Annotated in this window: 27 protein-coding genes; 10 read left to right on the forward strand and 17 right to left on the reverse strand. The window is 68.8% G+C overall.

The window, feature by feature from the left end:
• Position 1 precedes the first annotated feature (1 nt).
• From ACFY2X_RS09950 to ACFY2X_RS09985, 8 genes are read right to left on the reverse strand one after another with little or no spacing between them, the layout of a single operon-like run.
• A complete protein-coding gene (locus ACFY2X_RS09950) occupies positions 2–262 on the reverse strand; it encodes an acyl carrier protein (RefSeq protein ID WP_389935136.1) in 261 nt (86 codons plus the stop codon).
• A gap of 33 nt (positions 263–295) precedes the next feature.
• Positions 296–1,096: an enoyl-ACP reductase gene (locus tag ACFY2X_RS09955; protein WP_389935139.1), complete on the reverse strand. Its 801-nt coding sequence runs from the start codon at positions 1,094–1,096 to the stop codon at positions 296–298.
• 3 nt (positions 1,097–1,099) lie between these two features.
• Positions 1,100–2,095, reverse strand: a complete 996-nt coding sequence (locus tag ACFY2X_RS09960; protein WP_389935142.1) for a beta-ketoacyl synthase N-terminal-like domain-containing protein — start codon at positions 2,093–2,095, stop codon at positions 1,100–1,102.
• Positions 2,092–3,291, reverse strand: a complete 1,200-nt coding sequence (locus ACFY2X_RS09965) for a beta-ketoacyl-[acyl-carrier-protein] synthase family protein (RefSeq protein ID WP_389935145.1) — start codon at positions 3,289–3,291, stop codon at positions 2,092–2,094. Before ACFY2X_RS09965 ends, ACFY2X_RS09960 begins: the two co-directional genes overlap by 4 nt.
• Positions 3,291–4,241, reverse strand: a complete 951-nt coding sequence (locus tag ACFY2X_RS09970; protein ID WP_389935148.1) for a beta-ketoacyl synthase N-terminal-like domain-containing protein — start codon at positions 4,239–4,241, stop codon at positions 3,291–3,293. Before ACFY2X_RS09970 ends, ACFY2X_RS09965 begins: the two co-directional genes overlap by 1 nt.
• Entirely contained in the window at positions 4,238–5,371 is a 1,134-nt protein-coding gene (locus tag ACFY2X_RS09975; RefSeq protein WP_389935151.1) for a beta-ketoacyl-[acyl-carrier-protein] synthase family protein, read from the reverse strand. Before ACFY2X_RS09975 ends, ACFY2X_RS09970 begins: the two co-directional genes overlap by 4 nt.
• A complete protein-coding gene (locus tag ACFY2X_RS09980) occupies positions 5,368–6,852 on the reverse strand; it encodes a class I adenylate-forming enzyme family protein (RefSeq protein WP_389935154.1) in 1,485 nt (494 codons plus the stop codon). The genes ACFY2X_RS09975 and ACFY2X_RS09980 overlap by 4 nt, the downstream gene beginning before the upstream one ends.
• Positions 6,849–7,094, reverse strand: a complete 246-nt coding sequence (locus ACFY2X_RS09985; RefSeq protein WP_389935158.1) for an acyl carrier protein — start codon at positions 7,092–7,094, stop codon at positions 6,849–6,851. The genes ACFY2X_RS09980 and ACFY2X_RS09985 overlap by 4 nt, the downstream gene beginning before the upstream one ends.
• Before the next feature lie 215 nt (positions 7,095–7,309).
• On the opposite strand from ACFY2X_RS09985, the gene ACFY2X_RS09990 reads away from it, so the two are divergent.
• The 3 genes from ACFY2X_RS09990 to ACFY2X_RS10000 are packed head-to-tail and all read left to right on the forward strand — an operon-like array spanning position 7,310 to position 10,295.
• Positions 7,310–9,475, forward strand: a complete 2,166-nt coding sequence (locus ACFY2X_RS09990) for an anthranilate synthase component I (protein WP_389935160.1) — start codon at positions 7,310–7,312, stop codon at positions 9,473–9,475.
• 57 nt (positions 9,476–9,532) lie between these two features.
• Positions 9,533–9,877 carry a hypothetical protein gene (locus ACFY2X_RS09995; protein ID WP_389935163.1) on the forward strand — a complete coding sequence of 115 codons (345 nt, stop codon included), beginning with the start codon at positions 9,533–9,535 and terminating at the stop codon, positions 9,875–9,877.
• A complete protein-coding gene (locus ACFY2X_RS10000; protein WP_389935165.1) occupies positions 9,855–10,295 on the forward strand; it encodes an acyl-CoA thioesterase in 441 nt (146 codons plus the stop codon). Before ACFY2X_RS09995 ends, ACFY2X_RS10000 begins: the two co-directional genes overlap by 23 nt.
• Positions 10,296–10,298: 3 nt before the next feature.
• Here ACFY2X_RS10000 and ACFY2X_RS10005 read toward each other — a convergent pair whose 3' ends face one another.
• The 3 genes from ACFY2X_RS10005 to ACFY2X_RS10015 form a co-directional block, all read right to left on the reverse strand.
• On the reverse strand, positions 10,299–12,092 hold the full coding sequence (locus ACFY2X_RS10005; RefSeq protein WP_389935168.1) for an aldehyde dehydrogenase family protein: 1,794 nt from the start codon (positions 12,090–12,092) through the stop codon (positions 10,299–10,301).
• Positions 12,093–12,160: 68 nt separating this feature from the next.
• Positions 12,161–12,814: a class I SAM-dependent methyltransferase gene (locus tag ACFY2X_RS10010; protein WP_389935171.1), complete on the reverse strand. Its 654-nt coding sequence runs from the start codon at positions 12,812–12,814 to the stop codon at positions 12,161–12,163.
• A 2-nt stretch (positions 12,815–12,816) separates the two neighbouring features.
• On the reverse strand, positions 12,817–13,824 hold the full coding sequence (locus ACFY2X_RS10015; protein WP_389935174.1) for a helix-turn-helix domain-containing protein: 1,008 nt from the start codon (positions 13,822–13,824) through the stop codon (positions 12,817–12,819).
• A gap of 64 nt (positions 13,825–13,888) precedes the next feature.
• Between ACFY2X_RS10015 and ACFY2X_RS10020 the strand changes: the two genes are divergently transcribed.
• Positions 13,889–14,149 (forward strand): hypothetical protein, encoded by a 261-nt coding sequence (locus ACFY2X_RS10020; protein ID WP_389935176.1) that lies wholly within the window; start codon positions 13,889–13,891, stop codon positions 14,147–14,149.
• A 221-nt stretch (positions 14,150–14,370) separates the two neighbouring features.
• Here ACFY2X_RS10020 and ACFY2X_RS10025 read toward each other — a convergent pair whose 3' ends face one another.
• The 3 genes from ACFY2X_RS10025 to ACFY2X_RS10035 form a co-directional block, all read right to left on the reverse strand.
• Positions 14,371–15,045, reverse strand: a complete 675-nt coding sequence (locus ACFY2X_RS10025; protein WP_389935179.1) for a copper homeostasis protein CutC — start codon at positions 15,043–15,045, stop codon at positions 14,371–14,373.
• 43 nt (positions 15,046–15,088) lie between these two features.
• A complete protein-coding gene (locus ACFY2X_RS10030) occupies positions 15,089–15,715 on the reverse strand; it encodes a GNAT family N-acetyltransferase (RefSeq protein ID WP_389935182.1) in 627 nt (208 codons plus the stop codon).
• A 213-nt stretch (positions 15,716–15,928) separates the two neighbouring features.
• Complete coding sequence (locus tag ACFY2X_RS10035; protein WP_389935185.1) at positions 15,929–16,681, reverse strand: GntR family transcriptional regulator; 753 nt, start codon at positions 16,679–16,681, stop codon at positions 15,929–15,931.
• A 138-nt stretch (positions 16,682–16,819) separates the two neighbouring features.
• Here ACFY2X_RS10035 and ACFY2X_RS10040 point away from each other — a divergent pair, with 138 nt between their 5' ends.
• From ACFY2X_RS10040 to ACFY2X_RS10050, 3 genes are all read left to right on the forward strand, one after another.
• Positions 16,820–17,104 (forward strand): hypothetical protein, encoded by a 285-nt coding sequence (locus ACFY2X_RS10040; RefSeq protein WP_389935188.1) that lies wholly within the window; start codon positions 16,820–16,822, stop codon positions 17,102–17,104.
• A 73-nt stretch (positions 17,105–17,177) separates the two neighbouring features.
• Entirely contained in the window at positions 17,178–17,330 is a 153-nt protein-coding gene (locus tag ACFY2X_RS10045; protein WP_389935191.1) for a hypothetical protein, read from the forward strand.
• A gap of 293 nt (positions 17,331–17,623) precedes the next feature.
• Positions 17,624–17,914, forward strand: coding sequence for a hypothetical protein (locus tag ACFY2X_RS10050; RefSeq protein ID WP_389935193.1), 291 nt, complete (start codon positions 17,624–17,626; stop codon positions 17,912–17,914).
• Positions 17,915–17,927: 13 nt separating this feature from the next.
• On the opposite strand, the gene ACFY2X_RS10055 is transcribed toward ACFY2X_RS10050, so the two are convergent.
• Both ACFY2X_RS10055 and ACFY2X_RS10060 read right to left on the reverse strand, forming a co-directional pair.
• Complete coding sequence (locus tag ACFY2X_RS10055; RefSeq protein WP_389935196.1) at positions 17,928–18,314, reverse strand: Zn-ribbon domain-containing OB-fold protein; 387 nt, start codon at positions 18,312–18,314, stop codon at positions 17,928–17,930.
• A gap of 2 nt (positions 18,315–18,316) precedes the next feature.
• Positions 18,317–19,474, reverse strand: a complete 1,158-nt coding sequence (locus ACFY2X_RS10060) for an acetyl-CoA acetyltransferase (RefSeq protein WP_389935199.1) — start codon at positions 19,472–19,474, stop codon at positions 18,317–18,319.
• A gap of 213 nt (positions 19,475–19,687) precedes the next feature.
• Here ACFY2X_RS10060 and ACFY2X_RS10065 point away from each other — a divergent pair, with 213 nt between their 5' ends.
• The 3 genes from ACFY2X_RS10065 to ACFY2X_RS10075 are packed head-to-tail and all read left to right on the forward strand — an operon-like array spanning position 19,688 to position 22,299.
• Positions 19,688–20,311: a flavin reductase family protein gene (locus ACFY2X_RS10065; protein WP_389935202.1), complete on the forward strand. Its 624-nt coding sequence runs from the start codon at positions 19,688–19,690 to the stop codon at positions 20,309–20,311.
• A complete protein-coding gene (locus ACFY2X_RS10070; RefSeq protein ID WP_389935205.1) occupies positions 20,308–21,474 on the forward strand; it encodes an acyl-CoA dehydrogenase family protein in 1,167 nt (388 codons plus the stop codon). The genes ACFY2X_RS10065 and ACFY2X_RS10070 overlap by 4 nt, the downstream gene beginning before the upstream one ends.
• Positions 21,475–21,519: 45 nt before the next feature.
• Positions 21,520–22,299, forward strand: a complete 780-nt coding sequence (locus ACFY2X_RS10075; RefSeq protein ID WP_389935208.1) for an SDR family oxidoreductase — start codon at positions 21,520–21,522, stop codon at positions 22,297–22,299.
• Between the two features lie 111 nt (positions 22,300–22,410).
• On the opposite strand, the gene ACFY2X_RS10080 is transcribed toward ACFY2X_RS10075, so the two are convergent.
• Positions 22,411–22,713, reverse strand: a complete 303-nt coding sequence (locus ACFY2X_RS10080) for a DUF397 domain-containing protein (protein ID WP_389935211.1) — start codon at positions 22,711–22,713, stop codon at positions 22,411–22,413.
• Between the last annotated feature and the right edge of the window lies 1 nt (position 22,714).

The following is a 22,714-nucleotide window of genomic DNA, read 5'->3' on the forward strand; positions in this document are numbered from 1 at the left end:
CTCAGGCCGCCTGGAGCTTGTTCGAGATCAGGTTGTAGATGCTGTTGAGGTCGGTGATCTCCGGAAGCTCCTTCTCGCTCATCTTCACGCGGTACTTCTTCTCGAGCTGGACGATGATCTCCATGGCGGCCAGCGAGTCGACGCCGAGCTCCGAGGCGAACTGGGCGTCGTCCGTGATCGATTCCGTGGGAAGCTCGAGCTCGTCGGCGATGAAGGCGCGCAGTTCCTCGCGATCGAGGGCGACAGTCTGGTTGTTCGACATTCGGGATAGATCCTTTCGATGGTGGTGGGTCGGTCAGGCGACGAGCGCTTCGCCCCCGTCGACACCGATGACGTTTCCGGTGATCCACGAGGAGTCGGACATGGAGAGCTGGACGATCGCCTCGGCCACGTCCTCGACACGAGTCAGCCGCCCGTGCGGGTTGAGCTCCTGGCACCGCTCGATGACGCCGTCGCTTCCCGGAATCTTCTGCAGCGCTGGAGTGATCGTGGTACCCGCACGGATTGCGTTGACCGCGATGCCCTTGGGGGCCAGCTCGACGGCCAGCTGGCGGCAGTGGGCCTCCAACGCGGCCTTGGCCGCGGAGACCGCTCCATAGTTGGGCAGCACCCGGGTGCCACCAGAGCTCGTCATTCCGAAGATCTTCGCTCCCGGTCCGAGCAGCCCGGCGGCGATCAGGTCCTGGGTCCAGTAGACGAGGCTGTGAGCCATGACGTCGACGGTCATGGTCAGCTGCTTGAGCGTGACGTACTTGCCTCCGCCGTCGGTGTCCGGGAAGAAGGGCAGCAGCGTGCCGAAGGCGACTGAATGCAGCAGTACCCGGATTCCGGAGTCGCCGGTCACTTCCCGGATCAGCTCGAGGACCTCCGAACGTGCCTCGGCGGAGACCAGGTTCCGGTTGAGGAAACGCGCCTCGACCCCCCGCGAGCGCAGCTCCGCAGCGAGTGCGCTGGCCTGGGCCTGGCCGGCGGAAAGGTCGAAATGGACGCCGATCACGTTGCAGCCTTCATCGGCGAGGGCGAGGGCCACGGCTTTGCCCATGCCGCTGGAGACACCGAAGATCAGGGCCCAGGCTCCCTTGAGGGGGACGAGCATCGGTCAGCTCCGATCCGTGGGGTTCGTGGGGTTCGTGGGGTTCGTGGGGTCGGGGATTGGGTGAAGTACGGCCAGCGCGAGGTTCCCGTGAGCCGAAGCGGCGAGGACGGCCTGGCCGGTGATGCGCTCCGGACCGCCCGCAAGCCGTCCGACCACACGCCGGACAGGAGCAAGGCAGCCCGCGTCGGTCGAGGTCGGGACCATGGTGAACGCCGGATCCGGAAAGCGAGCGGACAACCAGGCGCGGACGGCCGTCCCGACCGGTGAGTCATCAATCACCGCATCGACGTGCCAGGAGGGGGTATCGCCCCAGAGGCGGTCCAGCACGTCCCCGGTGTCAGGCCCCGACGGGTCGAGAAAGGCCGTGCGTACCTCGCACAGACCGTAGATTCGCGCTCCACGAGCGACTGCGGTCTCGGTCCCCTCGCACACCAGCACGGCGGCACCGACATCCGCCGCACCGTCGAACTGCTCGGCGGGGGGTGCCTCCTCGACCGCCCCCACCAGCAGGACCGATGCCCGGCCCGCGGCCAAGGCGCGCGCCGCGATCTGAAGGGACTCGATACCCGCGCTGCCGGGGGAATTCGCGGTCAGGTTGAAGCCGTTGAGCCCGTGCTCCGGCGACATCCGGCTGGAGAACAGGCTCATCGCCATGAACGGCGCGGTCGTCGGCGAGAGGGCGGCCGCGCCCTCGTCGATGATCGTCCGATCCATCTCGTCCAGGAGGGCCGCATTCGCGTTGTTGGTGCCTACGACGGCGCCCCGGAGCTCGGGCTCCACGCTTTCGACGTAGCCCCTGGCGTCCGCGAGCGCGGCGCGAGCGGCCGCCAGCAGGTACTTGCTTCCGGAGGGGAGCCGTTTGTAGCCCCGTCCCGGGAGTGCGGTCGTGAGCTGGAACCAGTCCTCTTCCGGTGGTGAGGCTGGCCGGAGCGCGTCTCCGGGTCCCGTCACGCCGGGCGCGATGACACCCAGGCCGGTGACCGCCAGTCTGTGGTTCAAAATTCCACTCCCCCAGCTGAGAGGACGAACGAGGTGTTGTTGCCACCGAAGGCATACGTGTTGACGAGCACCGCGGTGCCGTCCATCGGTACGGGCTGCTCCTGCGGCAGCCAGACCCGGCACTCGGGGTCCTGGTTTATCGGCCTGTTCGCCGGCACCTTGCCGTGCCTGAGCACCAGGGCGGCGGTGAGGCAGCCGAACGCCCCGGCCGCGCCCGCCGTATGCCCGATCATCCCTTTCAGGGAGAGCAGCGGAAGGCGGTCCGTGCGGTCGCCGAACACCTGACGCAGGGCGCGGCTCTCCACGACGTCGTTGAGCGGGGTGCCGGTTCCGTGCGGGAGCACACATCCGATCCCGTCCGGCGAGATCCCGGCTTCCTCGAGCGCCTCGGTCATGGCCCGCACGACCTGGCGGCCTTCCGGGTCGGGAGCGGTCGGGTGATGGGCATCGCAGCTCCAGGCGGCGCCGGCGAGTTCGGCGTACGCCCGGGCCCCGCGGCGATTCGCATGGCCGGCCGATTCGACCACGACCATCGCGGCACCGTCTCCGAACATGGTGCCCGCACGGTCACGGTCGAACGGCCTGCAGCGGACGGGATCCGCGGCGCCCAGCCGGTCGAATCCGCCCATGCCCACCCGGGTGACGCCCTCGCCGCCGCCAACGAGCACCTGCTCGGCCTCGCCCGACCTGATCATGTCCATGGCGATCGTCAAAGCGTAGCCACCCGCGGAACAGGCGTTGCCCACACTGGTGTTGGCGGCCCTGGAGCCGATCGCCGCGCCGACCGCGGAAGCCGTGATGGTCAGCGGTGTCCATTCCCCCGGCTCTGCGCCTTCGTTGCCGCGCCGCCCCTCATGCATGTCCGCGTTGCCCATTTCGACCCCCATCACCACCGGGAGGTCGCGACATTGTTCACGGTTGAGGCCGGCGTCCGCGAGGGCCTCATGAGCGGCGGCGATCGCCATCCTCGGCCCGGCGCCGAGTCGGATCGCACCGAAGGTGCTTGGTCCGGCCGGAATATCGTTTTCGGCTGTCAGGTACATCTTGGTCGCCCTCATGTTGAGGTGCGGCAGCGGTACCTCCCGGGGCTCCATGCCGCCCGCGAGCAGCCCGTTCCAGTACTCGGTCGCGTTTCCACCGAGGCAGGAGACGGCGCCGAGCCCGGTCACCACGACCCTGCGATCTTCTGCCGTCATCATCTCGAGATTCCCTTCGTCTCATGGGCACGCGCCAGAAGGACGGCCGCGACCATGTCCGGGTCGTCCCCTTCGGAGTCCGCGCCGCCCGCGACAGCCAGGACGGCACCGCCGCCCGTCCGGACGACTCGCTCGGCTCCGACGGCGCACTGGAGCACGCCGAGCGCACCGGAACAGCGGCCGAGCCGGCCGGTCAGATCGAGGGACGGGCAGTCGAGGCCCGTCTCGCCAAGGCCGAGCACGATTTCCGGCCGCTCACCTCCCAGAGCCAGCCGCACCGCTTCCCCGGTCTCGGCCGCGCGGCCATAACCGCTGATCTCGGCCAGAGGAGTCGCACCGCGGTCGCCGGCATGCCCGGACGCCTCCACGACTAGCGCGACCGCGCCGTCCAGCCACGCCCAAGCGCCCTGCTCACGGTGGAACCTCGCGACCGGCGGAGTGTCGGGTTCGACCCCGATGACCACGACGATGTCCGACCGTCCCGCCATGATCATGTTCCGGGCCCAGGAGGCCGCGTCAAGGCCGCTGGTCGCCCCGTTGCACAGCGTGATGTTCGGTCCCCTGATCCCGTGTTCGAGCGCCACCCAGCACGCGGTGACGTTGCTCGACATGTGCGGGACGCGCATCGGGCTGATCCCGGTGACGGTCTCCTCGGCGATGATGTCGAGGAAGTCGCACACGGTGTCGAGGTTCCCCAGGTTGCTGCTGACGATCACGGCCGCGTCCGCCAGATCGGCTCCCAGCAGGCCGGCGTCCTTCAGACCGAGCTGAGCCGCTTTGAGCGCCAGCTTCGATGCCCGGTCCTTGTGCCGAAGCCCGCGACCCACCAGTGCGGTGTCCGGAGCGAACCCCGGAGCGCTTCGCGTATCCGGTTCGAGCAGATCGGCACCGCCGCTCAGCCCCGCGACGGCCCAGCCGACCCCGGTGATCACAGCAGTCCGCGCGTTCATGCCGCCCCTACGATGGCCACGGCGTTGATGCCTCCAAGCCCGATCGCGTTGATCTGCGCCACGGAGAACGAGCCGACCGCCGGCTCCGGGCCGACCAGGGACAGGCCTTGAGACTCAGGGATGGGGGTGTTGAGGTCGCGGATCGGGGGCACCGCACCGTTCCGGAGCGCGAGCACGGCCATGACCAGGCTCAGGAGCCCGGATCCGCCGCAGGTGTGCCCCGCTCCGGACTTGATCGAGGTAACGAGCGGCCCGGGCGGGGCGTCATCGAACACCTCGTGCAGGGCTTGTGCCTCCGCCACGTCGTTGTGCCCGGTCCCGCTGCCGTGCACGATGACGAAATCCACATCGCGCGCCTTCACCTCGGCCCGCTCCTGCGCGTCGCGGATGGCGCGGGCGACCGAAGCCGGGTCGGGAACCGTCGGGTGCGAGGCGTCGCAGTTCATGCTGACGCCGCGCACGGTGGCGTGGACGGGCCCGGGGTGCATCCCGCTCTTGCGCAGGACGACCGCGACGGCCCCTTCTCCCATGATCATTCCCTTTCGATCGCGGTCGAAGGGCCGGATCGAGGCTGGTGCCGGATTCTGGACTCGGTCGAGCGCCCCGAACGAGCTCTCGGTGATCGAATCGGTACCCGCGACCACGACCGCGTCGGCTGTCCCCAGCCCGATCAGGTCGGTACCCATGCCCAGGGCGTAGAGGGAGGCCGCGCAGGCGCTGGCGATCGTCTGCGTATCCCGGGTGCCGATCGTGTCCCGCAGGGCCCTGGCGAAGTGAAGGTCGGCCGGGGCCAGCGTCAGGCCGTCGCGCCACCAGAGCTCGCCGGATCTCAGCTCACGCAGCGTCGTGCCCACCAGAACCGGAAGGTTCTCGGCCTCGTCCCGCAGGCCGGCATCACGCAGGGCCTCGTCGACGACCCGGCACAGCCAGCGAGTGGCACGGAAAGGCTCGTCCTGACCGGGGATCGGCCGATCGTCGATCTCATATGCGTTCCGCACCCGGTACTTCGACGCGTCGAAGGTCCGCAGCGGCGCCACCCCGGTCTGTCCCGCACACAGCGCCCGATAGACGTCGACGGGCGTCTCGCCGAGGCACGCGATCGCGCTCATCCCCACGATGTCCCAGCTCACGACGGTGCTCCCGGCTCACGCAGCCGGAACCGGGCCAGCTTGCCGGTCGACGTCGTCGGAAGCACTTCGTGGATCTCGATCCGGGAAGGCCGCTTGTACGGGGTGAGGCGTTCCTTGAAGGCCGCGCGGATCGCGCGGCGCACGGCGTCGTGCTCCGCACCATGCTCGGCGACGACGTGCGCCACGGCCTGCTCAAGGCCCGCCTGGTCCCGGTCCGCCACGACCGCGCAGTCCGCCACGCCGGGGACGTCGCGCAGCACTGACTCGATCTCCAGCGGGGCGACCTTGAAGCCGCCGAGGTTGAGCACGTCGTCGGCGCGACAGACATGACGGATCTCCCCGTCGCCGTCGCTGTAGACGAGGTCGCCCGTGTAGACGCCGCCGTCGGCGAATGTCCGTGTGGCGGCGTCGGGACGGTCGATGTAGCCGAGCGCCGCCGAGGCCGTGGAGACGTGCAGGCGGCCCTTGAATCCGTCGGGAAGCAGCTTGCCCCGCTCATCCCGGACACTCACCTGAACGCCGGGAACCGGCAGCCCTGTCGAGCCCTTGGGCGCGTCATCGGGCGCAGTCGCCATCACGATGTGCAGCACCTCGGTCGCGCCCAGGCCGTTGACGAGCGGGAAGCCGAAGGTCTGAGCCAGACGCTTGGCGAGGTCGACGGGCAAGTGCTCGCCGGCGGAGACCGCCAGCCGGACCGACGCCACATCGACCTTGCTGTCCCTGCTCTTGAGGTCGAGCAGGCTCGCGTAGACCCGGGGCACCGAGCAGAGGACCGTGGGGCGGTGACGGTGCAACGCAGCCGCGACCGCGAAGGGGTCCACGGGTCCGGGAAGGAGCACCGAACGGGCGCCGGCCGCGAGCGGGAACAGGAGTGAGTTGCCGAAGCCGTAACCGAAGGAGAGCTTCGCCGTGGACAGCACGATGTCGTCCGGGGTGAGCTTGAGCACCTGGCCGAAGCCGTTGAGCACGGCCTTCACGCCGGACAAGCCGTGCCGGACACCGCGCGGGCGGCCGGTGCTCCCCGACGTGTACTGCACCAGGACCTCGTCATCGTCCTGGAAGACGAAGGGTTCGTCGGGCGTCCGAGCGGGAGCGTCGTCCTCGAAGCAGGGGATGGCTCCCAGTTCGGCCCGGAGCGCCTTCTTCCGCTCCGGGGAAACGTTGAGATGGACAAACTCCGCGGCACTGTCCTTGGCGACGAAAGCGATCTCGGCGTCGCGGAGCATCGGGTTCACCGGAACCGGGACGCACCCGTGCCACCAGAGTCCGAGGACGGCTATGACGGCGGCGATCGAGTCGTCGGAAACGACCAGTGCCCTGCTTCCCGGCCGCACGCGCGCCTCGGCGAGCATGCCCGCGTAGCGCGCCGCGGCCTCACGGAGTCCGGCATAGCCGATCTCCTGATCGCGCTCGACCAGAGCGATGGTGTCGCCCGAACCGGAATCGATGTGCTCCGACAGCAGGAGCTCGGTGGGGTTCACGGCGTCCCCCGGAGGAATGCGATGACGTCGGCAAGAGCATTCATTTCCGCTGCCTCCTCGGGCTCGAACGTGACACCAAACGATTTCTCAACTCGTGTGATGACCTCGATTTTCTGCAGCGAGTCCATCTCCAGATCCTCATGGAAGGACGCGTCGATTTCGATCTGGACGCCGTCGAGCTCCATGACAATGACCAGGATCTCGCGAAGCTCATCGAGCACCGCGGCTTCTCCGTCGACCATGATCCGATCGCCTCCCTCTCCACCGGACACCGGTAGATTCCAGCCGCAGGTGGATCGACGGGTCAACGGTTTGCGGCCACGATCGAGAGACCGGGCAAGATCTGCCATACGAGAGCAAGAAATGAATTCCAAAAACGCAACAAACCGCGTTCCACGGTCACGCGAGCACCTGAATTAATGGCTTGATGCCCCGTAAGGTTCAGCGAGGAGTCACCTTGTCACCGCTTCCCTGCGGTATCGCCGTGCATCGCGTCTCGGAAAGAATTCCGGACGCCGCGGCCGTGCAAAGAGAACTGGAGTCGGCTCTCGACGGCCGACGAGGAATGCTCGCTTTCAAGGGTTCCGGAACGGCGGTCGGCTACGTCGATCCTCCCCTGGAGCTGACGGCCAGATTCGATGTCGTCACGGTTCGCGCGCTCAACGCCCGTGGCCGGGTTCTGCTGGAGGCCCTGCACCCGGCCCTGACGAAGACCCTCACTCGGGTCCAGTCGACCCGCGACCTTGTGACCGGTGTGGCCAAGCGTAACCGCGAGGTGCGGTCTGAGGAGGACCGCACGCGGCAAGCAGGGGTCTTCGCGGTGGTCCGCGCGCTAGTGGCCGCGATGCACACACTCGATGACGCGCTGCTCGGTCTCTACGGCGCCTTCGGTTACGACCTTTTCCTTCAGGTGGAACCGCTGGAACTGCACCAGGAGCGGGACCCCTCGGACCGGACCCTGGTTCTGCATCTGCCGGACACGTTGACCGAGTTCGACCTGCGCCGCGGTGAGGCGATCCGGCACCACTACGAGTTCTCGTTCGCCGATGCGCGCACGGACGGGCTCCCACGCGAAACTCCCGAGCAGCCTTACCGCCCTTCCACCGCGCATCCCGGGCGTGATCACCAGCCGGGCGAGTACGCCGAGCTGGTCGAGCGAGCCCTGCGGTTGTTCCGGTCCGGCGATCTCTTCGAGGCCGTGCCCGGCCAGGCCTTCCACCGAGGGTGCACGTCAAGGCCCTCGGAGCTGTTCCGCCGCCTGCGCGCGAGCAACCCCTCGCCGTACAGCCTGCTCATGAACCTTGGCGACGGCGAATACCTGGTCGGCGCCTCGCCGGAGATGTTCGTGGGCGTCCGCAGGGACCAGGCTAAGGAGGACCGGCAGCTGATCGTGGAGTCCGCCCCCATCTCGGGCACGATCGCCCGTGGCCGGGACGCGCTGGAGGACGCGATCCGGGTGCGGGAACTGCTCGCCTCGGGGAAGGACGAGTGCGAGCTCACCATGTGCACCGACGTCGACCGCAACGACAAGGCCAAGGTGTGCCTGCCCGGGACCGTCGAGATCAAAGCCCGGCGCCGCATCGAGATGTATTCGACCCTCATCCACACCGTGGACCACGTCGTCGGCCGGCTCCGCACCGATCGTGACGCGCTGGACGCGTTCCTCGCCCACCTCTGGGCGGTCACCGTCACCGGCGCGCCGAAGCTCGCCGCCGTCCAGTTCCTCGAGCGGGAGGAACGGACGGCACGACGCTGGTACGGCGGCGCCACGGGTCGGATCGGCCTCGACGGGACCCTCGACACGACGCTCACCCTGCGAACGATCCAGATCAGGGATGGCGTGGCTGTCGTGCGGGCGGGCGCCACCCTTCTGCATGAGTCCGACCCCTCCCTCGAAGAAGCCGAGACCGAGTTGAAGGCGATGGCCCTGTTGCGCGCGCTCGAGGAGCAGCGCCGAGAAAAGACGGGTGAGCCCGAGCGCAAGACGCGGGAGGACGAGCCCGTGCGGGTGCTGATGGTGGATCACGAGGACTCCTTCGTCCACTGCCTGGCCGACTACTTCCGGCAGGTCGGAGCCGTGGTCACGACATTCAGGGCACCGGCTCATCTGGCCGTGATCGAAACCGAACGGCCCGATCTCCTGGTGCTCTCTCCCGGCCCGGGCCGTCCCTCCGACTTCGGCCTCGGCGACACCCTGCGTCTGGCGGAAGGGCTAGGGATCCCGGTCTTCGGCGTCTGCCTCGGTCTGCAGGGCATGGTCGAGCACTTCGGCGGGCGGCTCGGCGTGCTGGACCGGCCCGTTCACGGCCGGTCTTCGCGGATCAGCGTGGTGAACCCGGACAGCGCACTGCTCGCTGGCCTGCCCGGCTCCTTTGACGTGGGCCGTTACCACTCGCTCTACGCCGAAGCACGGCACGTGCCCGACGTCTTGACGGTCAGCGCGACCACCGACGACGGCATCGCGATGGTGGTGGAGCACATCTCGCTGCCGTTCGCCGCCGTGCAGTTCCACCCTGAGTCCCTCATGACGGCTGGCGGCTCGCTGGGCAGACGGCTCATCGAGAACGTGATCGGCACCTTTGTCCGCCGCCCCGCCATGCTCGGCCCCGGGGGGACGCGGTGACAGCGCTTCCAGCGGGCAGATTGATAACCGATAGCCAGCAATTGCTAAGCTATGACCATGATTCCACCGTCGTTCGGCCGGCAGGAACGGATCAGCGCGGCGCTTCGCCAGATCAGCAAGGGGCTTGCGGAGCTCGCCGACGCGATCTCCGCCGATCCCGAGGAGATTCCCGAGAGCGAGCGTTACCGGGCACTCATCGCCGAATGGCACGACCGCGGCCTGGACCGGAACGAAGCGAGCGTGCTTTTCCGTAAGCACGGATTCGCACCTCAGGCGGCAGGCGGCTGGGTGCGCGGCGACTGGCTCGAGATCCGCGAGGACGGCCGCCGGTATCTCACCCCCCGATCACTCCAATGGCTCGGCGAACAGGAGGCAGGAGATGAGCAAGTCAATCGGAACTGAACCGTTCACCGTCAGACTTGAGGTACGCAGCTACGAACTCGACCCGCAGCTCCATGTGAACGGAGCGGTGTACCAGCAGTACGCGGACCATTCCAGATTCGCCTGCGTTCAGGCGGCCGGGGTGTCGGTCGAGCAGCTCATCGGCAGCGGGCTGGGGCCGGTCAACCTGGAGACCATTATCAAGTACCACCACGAACTCAGAGGCGGCGACCTTGTGGACGTCTCATGTACATGGGTATGGGGGGAAGGCAAGACCTACCGGGTAGAGCACGTACTCAGCCTTCCCGACGGGACGGTGGCAGCCGAAGTGAGCCATGTGAGCGGGCTTCTCGACCTCAACGCCAGGCGGCTGGTCGCCGACCCCGCGGCGCAGTGGCGCAAGAGGGCAGAGAAGCCCGAGCTTCTCTGCCTCAGCTGATTCTCACGACGTCCTGGCCATCAGGGTCAGGACGTCGTACCGTACCACCGCGACGCCGTCCTGGTTCTTGACCTCAACGTCCCAGCGAACCTCACCAGAGGCCGTCTTTGGCCGCGGCGTGATCTCCTTGACGGTCATCTCCACCGTCAGCTCGTCTCCCGGCCGGACCGGTGCGAGGAAGCGAAGATTCTCCAGTCCGTAGTTCGCCAGGACCGGGCCCGGCTCCGGCGTGACGAACAGGCCGGCCGCCAGCGAGACCACCAGGTAACCATGCGCGATGATCCCGCGGAACATCGGGTTCTCCCGGGCCGCCTCCTCATCGGTGTGCAGGTAGTAGTGGTCACCGGTCAGCTCCGCGAAACCGGCGATGTCCTCCCGGGTGACCCTTCGGGGGCCGGCGGTCAGCGAGTCGCCCGGACGCAGCTCGTCCAGGCCCCGGCGGAGGGGATGGGTGCCCGTCACGACCCGGTCCGCACCGCGGATCCAGATTCCCGTCGCCCGCGCGACGGTCTGCGGGCGGGCCCGGACGGTGGTGGTCCTGAGATGCCGCCTGATGTTCTTCAGGTAATCGGAGTCGTCCTGCTCCTGGAGTGATCCCGACGCTTGAGGGAAGACCACGGCTTCGGCGAAGGGCGCAGCCACCCGCGTGAGGTCACGGGCCGAACCCTCGTCCTCCGTGAAGATCTCGCACCGGAACCAGGGCGGGCCAGTCTCCAGAGCGCGGATCAGCTCGTCCCGCGAACGGTACGAGACGACGGCGGTCACCGGCCCGACGACCGCAGGCCGGCCACGACTTGCCGCAAGGACGAGCACGGGCGACATGAACGCCCCCTTCTCGGCCGCTTCGAGCGATCCGAGAACGAGACGGCCCTGCCGGAGGAACTCGCGGGCCCCGCACAGCGCCCGATCGCGCCGTTCCACATCCATGAGGGGTCCCATCCGCACGTCTGGGTCGCGCGGATCGCCGACGACGACCTCGCCCAGTTCCGCGGCGATCTCTTCCGCCAAGGCCTCCACGAGACTCAGCGGAACGAGCACTCGGCCCACCGCCGATGGAGCCTGCCCTGCCCGCGCCGTCATGGCGGCGACCAGGTGACCGATCAACCACTGAAAGCGGTCGGTGCCCGGCTCCAGATCAGCGCCGAGCACCGCGGAGGAGCTCACGGCCGGGCCGGCCGAACTGACCACGTCGTGGGCTCCGAGGCCTCCAGTCAGGACGGACGTCCCGCAGTAGATCTGCAACGAGCCTTCGGGAAGGCCGAACCGGAGTGCCTTTTCGACGACGGCCTCCATGAGCAGCGCCGTATGGGCCGCGGGCTGGAGCAGCGTCGGCATCCCCGCCAGAAAGGCAGCGCCGAACCCGTCAAGGAACGACCGCAGCGGCGAACGCCAGTCTCCGAACTGCACCGCCACGCCCGTACCGGTCACCGCCAGTCGCATGGCCGCCGCAGACCCGTCCCTGGCCAGGTACTCCGCGGTGCCCTCAAGGCATTCGTTCGCCGCGGGGAAATCACGAACGCCCAGGTCAGCATATCTGCGCAGGGCTCCGAGTCCGGCTCGCAGCTCAAGGTCCGTCTCCCGCGGTGTCACACCGTTGATCGCCGCAAGCGAGGCCAGCTCCTCGCCATGGCCCCGCAGGTCCCGGGCAAGCTCCTTGAGGAGCGCCGCCCTGCTGTGAAAATCCAGGTCCCGAAGGGACGAGACACCGACTCGCCTTCCGTATGCCAGAGCAGCATCCGAGTCGAGTCCTCCCCCTGGAACCTGGAACGCCGGTTCTCCGGTCGAGGCATCGCGCACGATCACACCCAGTTCGGAAGGGGTGTGCCAGCTACCGCTGAGATGGCTCCTGACGGTCCTCAACGACTTCATTGACGGCGGAACTCCGCGTAGAGCGCCGGCACCGTCGCCTCATCCCTGGTGCCGGGGAGCCAGACGCTCATCGTCGACTCCTCGAACGCCAGCGTTTCCCAGCCTTCCGCGAAGGCCGAGCGCAGGTGTTCCGGCGTCAGGCGGGGAAGATCTTCCAGCGCCCGGCCGGGGATGCCGAGTTCGACGAACCGGCTCGTCATGAAGCGCGTCGCCTCGGCACTCAGCTCCAGCATGAAGACCGTCGCGCCGGGACGGCACGCGCGATGCAGCGCCCGGGCGTACTCCTGCTGCCGGGACACGGGGCAGACGTCGAACAGGCCGCAGTCGACCACGGAATCGTAGCGATCATCATGGCCGACCAGGGCCAGCGCGTCTCCCAACTCGAACCGCGGGGACAACCCTGCGGCTGCGGCCTTCCTGCCGGCGGCCTCGATCGCGACCGCCGAGATGTCCACCCCGGTCACCGCATGCCCGTGCTGTGCCAGGAAGATCGAGTGCTCGCCCGTGCCGCAACCGGCGTCGAGGACATCCCCCTTGAACCGGCCGGATCGTTCGAGTGCGACGAAGACCGGCTGCGGGCGCTCGATATCCCAAGGAGCATGTTCGCCGAGGGGGGTCTTTCCCGCGTAGATAGCATCGTAGAAGACCATGTTCAGACTCCATCCATTATTCGCTTCTCGCCATGCACGTTTCTGAAGGAGGAAGGTGTCGTGCCGAAGACCTTCTTGAACGTCCGCTGAAAATGGCCGACGTCCTGGTAGCCGACCCGCGTGCCGACGTCCGCCACGGGCAGGTCCGTCTCCGCGAGCAGCGCGCGAGCCTTCTCCAATCGCAGGTCGGTGACGAAGTCGATGTAGGTCGACCCGGTGTGTTTCTTGAAGGTCCTGGAGAAATGGAATCGACTCATGTGCGCCGCCCTGGCGGCCTCGTCCAGCGACAGAGCACAATCGGTGTAGTTCTCCCTTATGTAGGTCGTGGCGGCATCGATTCCCGCGGACGCCGGGTCTTCGACATCCTCACCGCAGGCCGCTCCGGCCTCTCCCCCGCCCGCATCGAGCTTCGCGGCGAACCATGACAGATCACTCGTGAAGCGCTGCATCCGCTTCTGCACCGCTCCGGAGAGCAGTTCCTCCTCGGCGACGACCAGGGCCTGCGGAATGACCAGGGCCTCGAGCCCCGCCATCACGAGCCGAAGCTGGTCCACCGCGCGCGTCCCTCGGGTCTCGTCGATTGCGATGATCCCGACTGGCGTTCTGGAAAGGCATCCGGCCCCGAGCCGCTCAAGTGCCAAATGGATGGCGGCCGACCAGGTGTTGTTCCGCACGGACGCGATCAACACGACCGAACTCGCGGAGCGCGCCTGACTCTGCAACTCCACCTGCCCGGATCCACCCCGCTGCTCCAGCGAATGCCATTGCCGGTCCTTTAGCCCGGCCGCTGCGGCCGCACGCTTCAACGAAGGCAATACCTGAGCCACCCGCGGGCACTTCGCCGGATCGTCACTGATCGTGAGGACGCTGAGATCCGCACCCCTGACTGCAGTCTCAGCCACGTCCACCCCTTCTCTCTGAAACCCTTCACGACGAATCACACCCGAGCCCCGATGCAGGGACGCTGCGGGCCGATTGCAAGCCCGCTGCGAGGGCATATCCGATTCCATAGCCGTCGCGGCGTGGAACAGTGAGCTTCCCCTCGTAACGTAGGGACATCGCCTTAAGGGGGCGGTGGCCGAGGACGAGCGGGCCAAACTGGCCCGGCTGCGTAAGGAGAACGCTGAACTGCAGATGCGGTGTGATGTGCTCAAGCGCGGTCTGGCCCTCTGGGTGCAGGACTCCACACCAGAGGTCTGGGCGCACCTGGCCGTTCACCGCTGCTTGACCGACGACGGAGGCCTCGACCCGGACCGGATCTCCTTTGCGGCTTTCCTGATGATCCTTCACGCGTCCAGAGCTGACGCGAGTCATCACTTCCGTCGACAACGGTGACCACCGCCCCGGGCGGAGCGCCGCGGTGTGTGGCTTCGTCCCAATGCAGGGGCCGACTGCGCGTTCCAGCCGGGAATCTCCGTTCCGGCATCAGCAGGTATTCGCAGCGGTCAGGGGGGCGGCCGGAGACTGGAAACGGCCGCGCAGAAGATCCTAGGGGCGGACATCCGGGGAGTTGTTCGCAAGAGGTGACGGGCTCTGCCTTGGTTCGGGCTCGCGTGTCAGTCGATCAGGGATCGCCATTCGCGGACCCGGCGGGCCTCGACCGGGCCGGACCATGACGCCCGCACCGCGCTGCCCACGTGGAAGGCCCGCACGCCGTACTCCAGCAGCGCTGGGACGTGGCGGGGCTTGAGCCCGCCGCCTGCCATGATCAGCGGGCCGTCGCCGGCTTCGCACCGCGTCTTGAGCACCTGCAGGCCGTCCGCCACGCCACCGGGCGCACCCGAGGTGAGCACGGTGGCGAGGTTGGGAAGCAGCCGGATGGCTCGCCAGCCGGCCTGGGGGTCGGCCGCGTGGTCGACCGCCCGGTGGAAGGTCCAGGGCAGCGGGGCGACGGCGTGGATGAGTGCCTCGGTGGCGGCGAGGTCGACGACCCCGGCGGAGTCGAGGAAGCCGAACACGAACCCGGCCGCGCCCGCCTCGGAGAGAGCCTTGGCGTCACGCCGGAGTCTCTCCAGCGATTCGGGCGTGGCCAGGAACGAGGCCTCACCGCGCAACATCACCATCTGCGGCAGCGCGCACTCCTTGGAGATCGCCGCGACCGTCTCCACTGCCGGGGTGAGCCCGTCTGACGCCATGTCGACGACGATCTCCAGGCGGTCGGCGCCGCCTTCCTCCGCCGCGACGGCGTCGCGCACATCGAGAGCTATCACCTCAAGCAAGGATCCGGTCATGGAGTGAGGCTATCGGATGACTTTGTCCTGGGATCGCCGTGGTTCAGACATGCTCCGCCACGAAGGATTCGCGGCGGTCCGTCCGTGGTTCGCGGCGGTCCGCGAACGGCAGCGGGGTGCCGAAGGCACCGCCGCGCAGACCTCCGGCTCGTTGGAACAGCGCCCCCGAGGCGCGGTGCGGCAGGTCGACCGTGCGGAGGTGGGCGAAGCGCTGGCCCCGATAGTAGTCCTGCAGCCTTGCGTTGTCCTTGGAGCAGTCGAGCCGGAGCCATCGCCTGCCCGTCGCCAGAACGCGCAGGCCCGCCCAGTCGAGCAGCGCCTCTCCCAGGCCGCGACCGGAGTGGCTGCGGGCCACGGACAGCTTGTGGACGTAGAGCGCCGATCCCGGGTCGTCCTCGGAGGACCAGAACTCGGGGTCGGCGTGGCCGTCCAGGGCGACGGTGGCCACCGGCTCCTCCCCGTCGTCCAGCAAATACATGGCGCCCTCCTCGATCAGCGGGACGATGCGCTCGGCCGGGAAACCTCCGGCAGGCCATTGGCGCACGCCTCTGGCGTTCAGCCAGTCGGCGGTCCTGGCGAGGAGCGCGAGCACGCCCGGGAGGTCCTCGACGGTGGCCCTCCGCAGGGCGAGCAGGTGTGTGGAGGTGGGGTCGATGGTGTTGGAGTGCATGGTTCATCCCTTCGTTGCACCGGGTACATGAGTTGACACGCAGAGTGGTCGCTCGATGGCGCACGGCATCCATGCCCGGCTAGGCGGATCACCTAGGGGTCTGAGGCGTGCTTTGAGAAAGGGCCGTGCCTACCCGCCCGGCGGACGCGGCCCGATGCTCGCCCGCGGCGCGGACGGAACTGGAGCCACCCCGCCAGGGTGGTCACGGAGACGTCAACGGCCTTCCAGCTCGTATCTGATCAGGTGCTTGTCGGCGGGGAGCACCGACACCGCGACGCGTACCGGAGTGTCGTCCTCGTCGTATCCGACCCGGACGTAGACGATGACCGGCGTGCCCAGCTGGAGCTGGAGCCGGTCGACCTCCGAGCTGGTGGGCATCCGAGCCCAGATGTCGTCCACCATCCGGACCTGGGCATGGCCGAGTTCCTCCAGCACCTTGTTGGCACCCCGCGTGATGTCGCCGGGGCGGGCTATCTCGGAGCCGGAGACCAGCGCCAGCGGGAAGTAGGAGTCATTGGTGTTGTACGGCTGGCCGTCCACGAACCGCAGCCGGCGACGGACCACGGCGAGCTCGTCGTCGGCCAGTTCCAGCCTGCTGGCGATCTCCTCGGCCGGTTGCACGATCGAGACCTCGATGTTCTGGCTGGGCTGGCGTCCCTCCCGGGAGACCGCCCAGGCGAAGGCCTCTCTGGCCTCACCGGGCGAGGGCTGGGGCTGGAACTCCCGCTGGGGGTGGATGAGCAGCGGACGGCGCTCCCTGACCACCGTGCCCCTGCGCGGGGTGCGGGTGATCAGGCCCTCGTTGACCAGCTCACCGAGGGCGAGCCGTACGGTGTTGCGGCTCACCTGGTGCGCCAGCATGAGCTCCGCTTCGGTCGGCAGCTGATCCCCCGGTGCGAGCGCACCGGAGTAGATGGTCCTCCGAAGCTCGGAGGCCACCAACTGATACAGCGTTGACCGTGCCATTTAGTCCCCTTTGTGCCAACAAAACTAGACGATCTGGTTCTAGCGGGGAACAGCCCCTTGACCCAACCTCCCTTGACCCGCATTATCCAATCGTTGGTACAAATCCACCGAAAGGTCGGTAGGGGGAGGTGAAGACCGGTGCCGTCGGTCCGCACGGGCACGCCGTACCCGCCCTGGCGCGATCCCCGCGAGACAACACGTTTACTGCGCTACGCGTTGCATCGTCAGGGATTCACCCACACCTACCAGAGCAATGGGGATGAGATGTCCGCGACTTCGGTACTGACCGATTTGACCGTGTGGTGCGAAAACGGCCTCTTCGTCTGGAATGAGGAGGACCGCGAAGCCTCCCACCCGGCCGGCGATCCGGCCGGAGCGGCACGTCTCATCTCGCGGCATTACCGAAAGACCGATGTCCGGTGACGATCCCCATGGGGGGAGGACGGGGCCCCAGACCCACACCTCTCCCGCCACCGACTCCGCGCGCGATCAGACGGTGACGAGGACCTCAACCCTCGCCGGGGTCCTCGCCCGCCGCGCCGGGGCGGAACGCGTCCTGGCGGGTCCCCCACGCCCGCCAGGACGCGTTCCCGTCATTCCGCGCCACATCCCGGCATACGCCGTCGCCTTCACCCCGGCAGGCGGCTGATCGGCGGCCCGCCACCCCGCCCGCCGCCGGGCGGCGCCACCACCTCGCACGACAGGCTCCGCGGTTACAATCCGCAATCGTCGGACCATACGCCTGGAGTCTTCGCTGACTCTCCGTAATCATTGGCGCATGGTCGCCATCCCTTCGGAAACGGTGAGGTCCGATCCCTCCCGAGCCGCTCGCGCCACGGAGAGCGCGGAGAGGCCGCGGACCGAACTCACCGCCCCCGGCGTTCGCACCGATGTTCACGCGGGGTACGGCGCTGCCCCGGGGCCGGTCCTGGAGTAGGCGCCGTGACCAGGCTGGACGAGCAGTGCGTGAGCCCGCACGTGGGAATGGCACAGCATGGTCACCTGCGGCTTGACTGGCGAAAGCCGTACCGGACGCCGGAGCGGGTGCGGCCGGTGGCGTGGACGTGTGCCTGCCGGGCCACGGTGTACGAACTGTGCCAGGGCGGCGGCCGGGCGTTCCTGCGACGGACCGTTCAACTCGACGGCGGCCACCTGGTGAACGAGACGCCACGGTGGCCGATCAACGAGGCCCGGGTGATCTGGATGGCCCTGCTGGCCGGAAGGGCCCGCTAGAGAGGGCCCGGCGTCATTCCCGTGGCCGCCAGTTGATCAGGGAGAGGTCCTCGTCCACGGTGGAGAAGACGGCCTCGACGGGCTGTCCGGCGACCGGCGGATCCTCCGCGCACCAGTTGCCGTACATCACGCAGCCGGGGGCGTCCGCCAGCCGTACCATCACCACGACGTACGGCTCGCTCGTCCCGGCGAGGAAGGGCTGGTGGCTGACGATCCAGCTCTCGACGTGGCCGGTGGGGCTGACCGGCTCCCAGTGCCACCGATCGGTTCTGCAGCGGTGGCAGTAGACCCGGGCCGGGAATCGCAGCGTGCCGCAGGAGTCGCACCGCTGGACCACGAACTCGTGCCCGGCGACCCGCTTCCACCACTCGGCCGAGTCGCGATCGACGACGGGGCGCATGCTCATCCCTTCCGGAGGACGAGGGCGGAGGTGGCGGGCAGGACGTATCCGGGCTGGGCGGTGGACAGGGCCACCTCCGCGCCGTCCACCTGCCTGTCGCCGGCATCGCCCCGCAGCTGCGAGACGGCCTCGGCGATGTGGTTGATGCCGTGCACGTATCCCTCCGAAAGGAACCCCCCGTGCGTGTTGACCGGCAGCTCACCGCCGGGCGCGGTGGCACCGGAGGCGACGTACGGCCCGCCCTCGCCCTTGGCGCAGAACCCGTAGTCCTCCAGTTGCACGATCACCGAGTACGTGAAGCAGTCGTAGATCTCCGCCACGTCTATCTCGGCGGGGCCGACGCCCGCCTGGCGGTACAGGCGCGGGGCCAGCTCGGCCGCGCTGGTCACCGTGGTGTCCGGCCGTCCGCCGGACAGGAAGGAGTCGCCACCGCCCCAGGCCGCCGCGGAGATCAACACCGGCGGCCGCCGCAGGTCCCTGGCCCTGTCCGCGGTGGTGACGACGAGCGCGCAGGCGCCGTCGGTCTCCAGGCAGCAGTCGAGCAGCCGGAACGGCTCGGCGATCCATCTGCTGCCCAGATAGTCGTCGAGGGTGATCGGCGTGCGCATGAGCGCGCGGGGGTTCTTCACCGCGCTGGCCCGCTGAGTGACGGCGAGCTGCCCGAAGTGCTCGGGCCGCGTGCCGTACTTCGCCATGTGGGCGCGGGCGAACATCGCATACTGCTGCGGGGGCGCGAAGTATCCGTACGGCGCCTGGTACTGCACCTCCGGGCTGACCGGCAGCCCCCGGCCCGTCCCGCCCATCCGGAACTCCGAGCGCGCGTTGATCGCCCGGTAGCAGACGACCGTCTCGGCCACCCCGGCCGCGACCGCGAGCGCGGCCTGCCCGACCACCGCGTGGGAGACGCTGCCGCCGCCGAACTGGTCCAGGTGCCAGGTCGGCTGGTGGATGCCGAGCGCGGGGCCGACCACCGAGGGAGCGGCGGAGTCGCCGACCCGGTGGGTGGCGATGCCGTCCACGTCGTCGGCCGTCAGACCGGCGTCCTCCAGCGCGGCCAGAATGGCCTCGCAGGCCAGTGTCAGCGTGCTGACCCCGGAGTTCTTGGAGAACCGCGTGTATCCGACCCCCGCGACAGCCGTACGGTCCCGGAAACCGCCCACGCGCACCCTCCCGGATCCAAGCAAGCGCTTGGCCAGAGGCTAGGCTGGGGACGCTCCGGATGTCAACGCGTGGGTGGATTCGGCACTTTTTCCGGCGCCCCTCTGTTATCCAAGCAAGCGCTTGGTAACATTGACGCAGACGGTGGAGAACACCGTCCGCCGCCGACTTCCCTCGGGGGCCGATCGGGCGCGAGTGAGGAGGCGAGTGCGACCATGAGCACCCATGCGGCCCGGCTGCTGAAGCCGGGCGGTCACCCACCCGTCACCCCTGACGGGCACGGGATCACCTTCGACGGAGTCGCCATGCACAGCGGCCTTCCCCAGGGCCTGTCCGACGGATCCGGCAACCAGCTCCAGGCCATAGACAGCCGGCGGTTCCGATCCGTGCTCGGCCACTTCGCCACCGGCGTCGTCGCCATCACCGCCATCGACCCCGACAAGGGCGGCCCGTGCGGCCTGGCGGCCAACTCCTTCACCTCGGTCTCGCTGGACCCGCCCCTGGTGGCCTTCTGCGTGGCCCACACCAGCACGAGCTGGCCACGCCTGCGCGCCGCCAAGACCCTGACGGTCAACGTGCTCGCCGAGCACCAGCAGCCGATCTGCGCCGCGCTCGCGAGCAAGGGCGGCGACAAGTTCGCCGGCCTGGACTGGAGCCACTCCCCCGGCGGCAATCCCGTGATCGACGGCGCACTGGCCTGGATCGACTGCTCGGTCGAGGCGGAGCATCCCGCGGGCGACCACGTCATCGTCGTCGCCCGGGTCCACGATCTCGGCGTCCACGGCGACGGCGGCCCGCTGCTGTTCTTCCGGGGCGGCTACGGCCGGTTCCACGCATGACGCCGGTCACGACGCTGTCCGCGTTCCGGGAAGAGGCCCGCTCCTGGCTGGAGGAGCACCTGAGCGGCCCGTTCGCGCACGCCCGCGGCCTGGGCGGGCCAGGCCGCGAGCACGAGGGGCACGAGGTCCGCCTCGCCTGGGAGCGACTGCTCGGCGCGGCCGGATGGACCTGCCTGGGCTGGCCCAGGGAGTACGGCGGGCGGGACGCGACCCTGGAGGAACAGGTCGTCTTCCACGAGGAGTACGTCCGGGCGGCGGCCCCGGCCAGGGTCGGGCACATCGGCGAGGGCCTGATCGGGCCGACCATCCTCGACCACGGCACCGAGGAGCAGAAACGGCGCTTCCTGCCCCCCATCCAGCGAGGCGAGGAGCTCTGGTGCCAGGGCTACTCCGAGCCCGGCGCGGGCTCGGACCTGGCCGGGGTGCAGACCAAGGCCGTCCTCTCCGGCGACGAATGGGTGATAACCGGCCAGAAGGTGTGGACCTCGCTGGCCCACCTGGCCGACTGGTGCTTCGTGATCGCCCGGACCGAACCGGGCTCGCAACGGCACAGGGGCCTGTCCTACCTCCTGGTCCCGATGGACCAGGAGGGCGTCGAGATCCGGCCCATCACCCAGATGACCGGGACCAGCGAGTTCAACGAGGTCTTCTTCGACGGTGCCCGTACGGCCGCCGCCAACATCCTGGGCGCCCCCGGCGAAGGCTGGCGGGTCGCGATGGCCACCCTCGGCTACGAGCGCGGCGCCTCCACCCTCGGCCAGCAGATCGGCTTCCAGCGGGAGTTCGCGAAGGTCGTGGCGACCGCGAAGCGGACCGGGACCGCCGACGACCCGGTGCTGCGCGACCGACTGGTCCAGTCGTGGCTGGAGTTGCAGATCATGCGGCTGAACGCGCTGCGCACGATGACCTCGCTGTCCGCCGGGGAGCCCGGCCCGGAGGTTTCGATCGGCAAGCTCTACTGGTCGGAATGGCACCGGCGGCTGGGCGAGCTGGCCCAGGCCGTCCAGGGCAGGCAGGGGCTGGTCGCCGACGGCCCGCCGTACGAGCTGAACGACCTGCAGCGGCTCTACCTGTTCAGCCGTGCCGACACCATCTATGCCGGATCCAGCGAGATCCAGCGCAACATCATCGCCGAACGCACCCTCGGCCTGCCCAAGGGGTGAGATGATCACGACCGCCTGTCCCACCGTCGCGAGAACGGAGCCCACGTGGCGACACCTCCCCCCTACCCCCGCGCTCACGGCCTGCTCGACGGGAAGATCACGCTGATCACGGCCGCGGCCGGCGCGGGCATCGGGTACGCCACCGCGCGGCGCTGCGCCGAGGAGGGCGCGACCGTGGTCATCTCCGACCGGCACGAGCGGCGGCTGGGCGAGGCGGCCGAGGCGCTGGCCGAGCTGACCGGGGTCAAACCGCTCGCGGTGCCGTGCGACGTCACCTCCGAGACCGAGGTTCAGGCCCTGTTCGACGCGGTGGACCAGACGCACGGACGACTGGACGTGGTGGTCAACAACGCCGGTCTGGGCGGTACGGCCAAGCTCGTCGACATGACCGACGAGCAGTGGGACGTGGTCCTCGACGTGACCCTCACCGGCACGATGCGCTGCACCCGGGCCGCCCTGCGGCGGATGGTCGCGCAGGGCTCGGGGGTGATCGTCAACAACTCCTCCGTGATCGGCTGGCGGGCGCAGGAGGGCCAGGCGCACTACGCCGCGGCCAAGGCCGGGGTGATGGCCCTGACCCGGTGCGCCGCCGTCGAGGCCGCCCCGCACGGCGTCCGGGTCAACGCGGTCGCCCCGTCCCTGGCCGTCCATCCCTTTCTCGCCAAGGTCACCAGCGACGAACTGCTCACCGAGCTCACCGCCCGCGAGGCCTTCGGCCGCTCGGCCGAGCCGTGGGAGGTGGCCAACGTGATCGTCTTCCTGGCGAGCGGTTACTCCAGCTACATGACCGGCGAGGTCGTCTCGGTCTCCAGCCAGCACCCTTAGCCCGCGCGACCCGCCGTACCGTCTCGCCCTGGGCCGTCACCCACGGGACCGGGAAACAGCGAGGCCCCGCCGATGACGGGGCCTCGCGCGTGTCGTGTCAGGAGGGTCGTGTCAGGAGTCGAACTCGCCGAGCTTCACACCGCCGACGAAGGCGTCCCACTCGCTCCGGGTGAAGGCGAGCACCGGTCCGCCGCGATCCTTGGAGTCACGGACGAGGAACAGCTCGTCCTGGTCGGCCTTGTGCGAGGCCACCGCCGTATCGCCTGCGGCCCGCGACACCTCGACACAGTTCGAGCCGTCCGTACTCAGGCTGCTCTTGCGCCACACGCCGATCTCCACGCAGTCTCCGCCGTTGTTACTGAGACTGCTCTTGCGCCAGTTGACATGGGACAGATCGGGTAGCTGATTGGACATG

The sequence above is a fragment of the Streptosporangium sp. NPDC000396 genome, assembly GCF_042898655.1.
In the GTDB taxonomy this organism is placed as follows: domain Bacteria; phylum Actinomycetota; class Actinomycetes; order Streptosporangiales; family Streptosporangiaceae; genus Streptosporangium.

Bases quoted from the DNA above. Each gene is read 5' to 3' on its own strand.
- ACFY2X_RS09955 (WP_389935139.1), bottom strand. From the start codon at position 1,096: ATGCTCGTCCCCCTCAAGGGAGCCTGGGCCCTGATCTTCGGTGTCTCC.
- ACFY2X_RS10070 (WP_389935205.1), top strand. From the start codon at position 20,308: ATGACGCCGGTCACGACGCTGTCCGCGTTCCGGGAAGAGGCCCGCTCC.
- ACFY2X_RS10015 (WP_389935174.1), bottom strand. From the start codon at position 13,824: ATGGAATCGGATATGCCCTCGCAGCGGGCTTGCAATCGGCCCGCAGCG.
- ACFY2X_RS09995 (WP_389935163.1), top strand. From the start codon at position 9,533: ATGATTCCACCGTCGTTCGGCCGGCAGGAACGGATCAGCGCGGCGCTT.
- ACFY2X_RS09950 (WP_389935136.1), bottom strand. From the start codon at position 262: ATGTCGAACAACCAGACTGTCGCCCTCGATCGCGAGGAACTGCGCGCC.
- ACFY2X_RS10080 (WP_389935211.1), bottom strand. From the start codon at position 22,713: ATGTCCAATCAGCTACCCGATCTGTCCCATGTCAACTGGCGCAAGAGC.
- ACFY2X_RS10025 (WP_389935179.1), bottom strand. From the start codon at position 15,045: ATGACCGGATCCTTGCTTGAGGTGATAGCTCTCGATGTGCGCGACGCC.
- ACFY2X_RS10030 (WP_389935182.1), bottom strand. From the start codon at position 15,715: ATGCACTCCAACACCATCGACCCCACCTCCACACACCTGCTCGCCCTG.
- ACFY2X_RS10065 (WP_389935202.1), top strand. From the start codon at position 19,688: ATGAGCACCCATGCGGCCCGGCTGCTGAAGCCGGGCGGTCACCCACCC.
- ACFY2X_RS09970 (WP_389935148.1), bottom strand. From the start codon at position 4,241: ATGAACGCGCGGACTGCTGTGATCACCGGGGTCGGCTGGGCCGTCGCG.
- ACFY2X_RS10055 (WP_389935196.1), bottom strand. From the start codon at position 18,314: ATGCGCCCCGTCGTCGATCGCGACTCGGCCGAGTGGTGGAAGCGGGTC.
- ACFY2X_RS10000 (WP_389935165.1), top strand. From the start codon at position 9,855: ATGAGCAAGTCAATCGGAACTGAACCGTTCACCGTCAGACTTGAGGTA.
- ACFY2X_RS10010 (WP_389935171.1), bottom strand. From the start codon at position 12,814: ATGGTCTTCTACGATGCTATCTACGCGGGAAAGACCCCCCTCGGCGAA.
- ACFY2X_RS10035 (WP_389935185.1), bottom strand. From the start codon at position 16,681: ATGGCACGGTCAACGCTGTATCAGTTGGTGGCCTCCGAGCTTCGGAGG.
- ACFY2X_RS09985 (WP_389935158.1), bottom strand. From the start codon at position 7,094: ATGGTCGACGGAGAAGCCGCGGTGCTCGATGAGCTTCGCGAGATCCTG.
- ACFY2X_RS09965 (WP_389935145.1), bottom strand. From the start codon at position 3,291: ATGACGGCAGAAGATCGCAGGGTCGTGGTGACCGGGCTCGGCGCCGTC.